5 protein-coding genes are annotated in these 6,000 nt (G+C 72.3%); 4 read left to right on the forward strand and 1 reads right to left on the reverse strand.

Annotation, left to right across the window (positions count from 1 at the left end):
- Window positions 1–24 precede the first annotated feature (24 nt).
- The 4 genes from H3C53_10305 to H3C53_10320 all read left to right on the forward strand — a co-directional run bounded on the left by H3C53_10305 (window position 25) and on the right by H3C53_10320 (window position 4,772).
- Window positions 25–1,617, forward strand: coding sequence for an ABC transporter ATP-binding protein (locus H3C53_10305; protein ID MBW7917058.1), 1,593 nt, complete (start codon window positions 25–27; stop codon window positions 1,615–1,617).
- A 49-nt stretch (window positions 1,618–1,666) separates the two neighbouring features.
- Window positions 1,667–2,728: an ABC transporter permease gene (locus tag H3C53_10310; protein ID MBW7917059.1), complete on the forward strand. Its 1,062-nt coding sequence runs from the start codon at window positions 1,667–1,669 to the stop codon at window positions 2,726–2,728.
- Window positions 2,725–3,642 carry an ABC transporter permease gene (locus H3C53_10315; protein ID MBW7917060.1) on the forward strand — a complete coding sequence of 306 codons (918 nt, stop codon included), beginning with the start codon at window positions 2,725–2,727 and terminating at the stop codon, window positions 3,640–3,642. The genes H3C53_10310 and H3C53_10315 overlap by 4 nt, the downstream gene beginning before the upstream one ends.
- Before the next feature lie 89 nt (window positions 3,643–3,731).
- Entirely contained in the window at window positions 3,732–4,772 is a 1,041-nt protein-coding gene (locus tag H3C53_10320) for a hypothetical protein (GenBank protein MBW7917061.1), read from the forward strand.
- A 22-nt stretch (window positions 4,773–4,794) separates the two neighbouring features.
- Here the strand turns inward: H3C53_10320 and H3C53_10325 are convergent.
- A partial coding sequence (locus tag H3C53_10325) for an MFS transporter (protein MBW7917062.1) occupies window positions 4,795–6,000 on the reverse strand: 1,206 nt, incomplete at its 5' end.

The following is a 6,000-nucleotide window of genomic DNA, read 5'->3' on the forward strand; positions in this document are numbered from 1 at the left end:
TGAAGCGGAACGGAACGTGAACAGGTGAGCGCGCCCCCGCCGCTCGTCACCCTCCACGGCGTGACGAAACGGTTCGGCGCGCTCACGGCGCTCTCGGGCGTGGACCTGGAGGTGAGGGAGGGCGAGGTCCTCGCCCTACTAGGCGAGAACGGCGCCGGCAAGACGACCCTCACGAAGGTGCTGTACGGCCTCTACCAACCCGACGAGGGGGAGCTCCGCCTCGCCGGCAACGCCGTGCGCTTCCGCTCCCCCGCCGACGCCATCGCCGGCGGCATCGGCCTCGTGACGCAGCACTTCTCGCTCGTGCCCAGCCTCACCGTCGTGGAGAACGTGGTGCTGGGCCGCGAGGGTGGCGCCGTGCTCGACCGGCGCCGGCTGGAGGCGGAGGTGGTGGCCACCGCCGAGCGCTTCGGGCTCGGCGTCGCGCCGCGGGCCCGGGTGCGCGCAATGTCGGTGGGGGCGCAGCAGCGGGTGGAGATCCTCAAGGCGCTGCACCGCGACTGCCGCCTGCTCATCCTCGACGAGCCGACCGCGGTGCTCACGCCGCAGGACGCCGAGCGCCTGTTCGAGACGCTCGACGGGCTCACGCGCCGCGGGCTGGCGGTCATCATCATCACGCACAAGCTGGGCGAGGTCATGCGCGCCAGCCAGCGCGTCGTGGTCCTGCGGCACGGCCGCGTGGCCGGCGAGCGAGCCACGGCCGACTCGACCGAGGCCGAGCTCGCGCGCCTGATGATCGGTCGCGACGCCGCGCCGGTCGCGCGGCGCCCCGCGCCCAGCGGGGCGGTCGCCGGCGCGCCACCAACCTCGCTCACCCAGGCCGAGGCGGCCGACCCCGCCACGCTGCGGGTCCCGCCGCGCCCAGTTCCCCTCCTCGAGGTGAGGGGGCTCACGCTCCTCGACCAGCGCGGGGTCAAGCTCCTCGACTCCGTGACCTTCGACCTCTACCCCGGCGAGCTGGCGGGCGTGGCGGCGGTGGCCGGCAACGGCCAGAGCGAGCTCGTGAGCGTGCTGACGGGCATGACGCGCCCCACCGCCGGTGAGGTGCTCCTGCACGGGGAGCGGGTGAGCGGCCTTCCGCCCGCGCGCCTCGCCGCCCTCGGCGTGGGACGGATACCGGAGGACAGGCTCCAGGCCGTGGTGGGTGAGTTGACGGTGCGGGAGAACCTCACCCTCGAGCACCTTGGCGCCTTCACCCGCGCCGGGCACCTGAACGCGCGCGCAATGGCGGCCGAGGCTGACCGCCTCATCGGCGAGTACCAGGTCAAGGCCCGCCCGGGCGACCGCGTCCGCACCCTCTCGGGCGGCAACATCCAGAAGATCGTGCTGGCACGCACCCTGTCGCGCAAGCCCCAACTCGTCGTGGCGGCGCAACCCACGCGCGGCCTCGACGTTGGCGCCACCGCCTACGTGCACCAACGCCTGCTGGAACAGCGCGCCCGCAACGCGGCCGTGCTGCTCGTGAGCGAGGACCTCGACGAGGTGCTGCGCCTCGCCGACCGCGTGCTCGTCATGTACGGCGGTCGCCTCGTTGGCAACCTGCCGGCCGACGCCGCCGACGTGGAGAGGATCGGACTGCTCATGGCGGGCGAAGGGGTCGGGTTCGCGCGTGCGTGAGCGGCGGCCGTGGCGTTGGGAACGCGGGCCCGCGCCCTGGTGGCTCAGGTTGGCGCTGCCCGTCATAGCCGTCCTCGTCACCTTCCTGATCGCCTCCCTACTGATCGCCGCGTCGGGCGCCAACCCGCTCGACGTCTTCTACGAGCTGCTGGTGCGCCCCTTCACGAAGCGCAGCTCGCGGCTCGAGGTCCTCGTGCGCGCCACCCCGCTGCTCCTCACCGGGGTGTCTGTGGCCATCGCCTTCCGCGCCGGTTACTACAACATCGGGGCCGAGGGGCAGCTCTACGCGGGCGCCATGGTCGCCGCCTACCTGGGCCCGCGCCTCGGCGAGTGGGCGCCACCGGCCGCCGTGAGCGTCATGCTCATCGGCGGCGTCCTGGCGGGCGCCGCCTGGGCGCTCCTCCCGGCGCTGTTGAAGGTCTACGCCAAGGTCGACGAGGTGGTCACCACGCTCCTGCTCAACTCGGTGATCCTGCTCCTGGTGGGCGGGCTCCTCAACGGGCCGTGGCGCGACCCCGTGTCGGGCTGGCCCCGGTCGCCGACCATCGCCGCCGCGGCCGAGTTCCCGCAGCTGGTGGCGCGCTCGCGGCTCCACCTCGGCTTCGCCGTCGCGGTGGCGCTCGTGCTCCTCTTCTGGTGGGTGATGGCGCGCACGCGTCTCGGGCTCGAGCTCCGCGCCGTGGGCCTGGGGGCGAGCGCCGCCCGCTTCCTCGGGGTCAACGTGCGAAACACCGTGCTCGTCGCCGCCCTCGCCAGCGGCGCCGTCGCGGGCATCGCCGGGGTGGGCGAGGTGGCGGGCATCCACCACTACCTGATCGAGGGGATCTCGCCCGAGTACGGCTACACCGGCATCATCGTCGCCACGTTCGGAGGGCTGCACGCGCTGGGCGTCGCGGCCGCCGCGCTGTTCCTCGCCCTCATCGACATCGGCGCCACCTCGGCCAGCCGCGTGCTCGGCGTCCCCGCCTACCTGGGCCAGGTCGTGCAGGCCACCCTATTGCTCGTGACGCTCGCCGTCCTCCTGCTCGCCCGCTACCGTCCGGCGCGCGCCCGGGCGGCCGAGGCCCCGGCCCCCACGCCGGCGCCGGCGTCCGGCAGCGAGGCCCCATGAGCATCTTCCTGATCGCCCTGGTCGCGGCCGCGCTGCGCGTGGCCACGCCCATCCTCCTGGCGGCGCTCGGCGAGATGCTCATCGAGCGCGCCGGCATCCTCAACCTCGGCATCGAGGGCACCATGCTGCTGGCCGCCTTCACCGGCTTCGTGGCCGCTCACCAGTCGGGCTCGCTGTGGCTCGGCCTGGCGGCGGCCGTGGCCACCGGAGTGCTCCTGTCGCTGCTCATGGGGCTCCTGACCGTCACCCTCGGCCTGAACCAGCACGTGTCCGGCCTCGGCATCACCCTGCTCGGGAGCGGGCTCGCCCTCTACTTCTTCCGCCTCCTCTACGGCGGCGGCAGCACCCCACCGAGCCTCGAGCAGGCCTTCGGGCAGTGGCGCGTGCTGCCGGAATCGCCGCTCGGGCCCCTGTTCAGTCAGTACGGCCTCACCTACTTCGCTCTCCTGCTAGTTCCGCTACTGGCGTGGCTGCTAGGGCGCACCACGCTCGGCCTGAGGCTCCACTCCGTGGGCGAGAACCCCGAGGCGGTGGACGTGGCCGGCGTGAACGTCTACCGGGTCCGCTACCTGGCGCTCGCCATGGGCGGCGCGCTCATCGGCCTGGGCGGCGCGTTCCTCACCCTGGCGCAGCTCGGCGCCTTCACGCACGGCGTGGTGAGCGGCCGCGGCTGGGTCGCCATCGCCATCGTGATCTTCGGCAACTGGCGGCCCGTGCGGGTCCTGCTCGGCGCCCTCCTCTTCGGCTTCGTGCAGGCGCTGCAGCTCAGGCTTCAGGCCGAGGGGGTGCCCGTGCCGTACGAGCTCCTCCTCGCACTCCCCTACCTGGTCACCATCCTCGTGCTCGCGCTCGCCGGGCGGAACGCCAGCTACCCCGCAGCCCTCCTCAAGCCGTACAGGCGCGAGGGCGGTTGACGCCCCGCGCGGCTGGGGGCCAGCTCACCGCGCTTAATGCGGATTTAACGGGCGCGCCCGTAACGTGAGGCCAGGTTCTAGGAGGCATCATGCGAAAGGCGTCACCGTTCGTAATCGCGCTCGTCGTCGCGGCGCTCGCGCCCGTCGCCGCCGCGCAGTACTTCACCGGTTCGTTCGTCGACCCCACCGGCGGCGTCGCCGTTACCCTGCAGGAGATGGGCGGCGGCTACTTCACCGGCACCCTGCAGGCCGGCGGCGCCCAGTACCGGGTGGAGGGGCAGGCCGCGGGTTACGGGGCCTACGGCGGCATCCAGAACGCGCAGCAAGGCTACTGGTTCGAAGCGCAGGCGAGCGCCGACGGGCAATGGCTCAACCTCGTCTACTACGCCGGCGACCAGTCAGGGCAGCTCGTCTCGGTCGGGGGCTCCTCGCTGCAGCGGCAGGGCGGCCTCCAACAGTACGGCGGCCAGGCGTACGGCTACCCCGCCTACGGCGCGGGCGGCTACGACCCCAGCGCCATGTACATGGATCCCATGGCCTCGATGGACGCCATCCAGGCGCAACTGCAGGCGTCTCAGGCCGCCATCGACGCGCAGGTGCAGGCCATGATGGCCGCCAACCAGGCCGAGATACAGCGGCTCAACCAGTACTTCATCGACCTCTACCGCAGCACCACCGGCGACATGACGACGCCCGACGCCCAGGCGCTCCAGCTCGGCATGGCGATCCAGTGCCAACGCAACCCGGCCGACTGCGCCGCGGCCGCGCAGTCGGCGCAGGCGTCGAACCAGGCGGCACAGGCGTCGCTGGCGCAGCGCCAGGCCGGCTTCGACGCCTGGCTGGCCGGCGTTCAGGCCAAGGACGCCGCGTTCGACGCCGGGGTGGCCGCCTGGATGGACGGGCAGCGCGCCGCCGACCAGCAGCACGCCGACTACATGAACGGCGTCGTCCGCGGCGTGGACCAGTACGCGCCGGCCGGCGGCCAGGGCGTGATGCTGCCGTACGCCCCGGGCCAGGGCGAGGTGTACCAGGGTCCGAACGGCCAGCCGCTCGTCTTCGACAGCTCGCGCAACGTCTGGTACCAGATCAACCCCGACGGCACCTACACCCCCTACTACCAGACACCCTGACGCCGAGGCCGGCGCCTGGGGCTCAGTTCGTTGGGCGCGGTCGCGGCGTCACGCTGGGCGCCGGGTCGGAACGCCGCGGCAGGCCCCGGGCGGCTATCAGCGCCGTCACGAAGAAGATGGCGGCCGTGACCAGGAAGATGGTGCGGTAGTTCGTCTCGCCCGGCAGGCTCGTGAAGGTGACGATGGCGCCCGCCACCGCCGGCGCCACCGCGTTGGAGGCCGACGAGACCGAGTTGTCGATGCCGTAGGCCGACCCGGCGACGGCGGGCGGCGTCAGGTGAGCCAGCATGGCGCTGATCGACGGCATGACGCCGCCCGTGGCGAAGCCGATCAGCACGTTGACCGCGATCAGTTGCCCGACGCCGCTCACGTACGCCATCGGCACGTACAGGAGCGCGCACGCGAAGGTGGAGACGACCAGTATCGGGCGGTAACCGATGCGGTCGGAGAGCCGCCCGAGCAGCACCCCGCTGATGGTCGACGAGCCCGCTGCGAGCCCGATGGCCAGGCCCGTGTACATGCCGGCGAGGTCCTTGTCGAGGGTGATCGTGGCGATGAACAGCGGCAGGAACGGCACGAGCATGGTCCGCCCCAACCAGGTCGCGAAGCGCAGGAAGTAGGCGAACGGCACCCCGGCCGTCCTGAACACGTCGCGCCAGGCGTGCACGATGCCCCCGAAGCCGCGCTCCACGTTGGCGGGTCGCTCGAAGCGCTCCGTCACGCCGAACAGCACGAGGAAGCCGCCCGCCAGGAGCAGCACGGCCGTGACGATGAACGACAGGCGGTAACCGAAGAAGAACTCGAGCGCTCCGCCGAGCATCGGCCCCACCGACACCCCCGCCCAGGAGGCGGTCTGCATCATGCCCATGGCGTAACCGAGGCGCTCGCGCGGGGCGGCGGCGGCCACCATCGAGTTGGCCGCGCTGACCACGCCCGTCGTGAGGCCCTGCACGAGCCGCAGGAACGTCAGCTCCTCGGCGGAGGTCACGAACGCCATCAGGAAGATGACGACGGCGCCCCCGAAGAGCGCGCGCTCCACCATCAGCTTGCGGCCGTGGCGGTCGGCGACCGCGCCCCAGATGGGCGCGGCGACCATCATCGCGACGGCCTGCACGCTGAACACGGCCGACACCCAGAAGATGACCGAGCCCGAGCCGCGCACGCCCAGGAACTCCACGTAGTTGGGTAGGAACGGGAATATCGTCGAGAAGCCGATGGAGGCGAGCAG

It is taken from the genome of Trueperaceae bacterium (assembly GCA_019454765.1).
Classification (GTDB): Bacteria; Deinococcota; Deinococci; order Deinococcales; family Trueperaceae; genus JAAYYF01.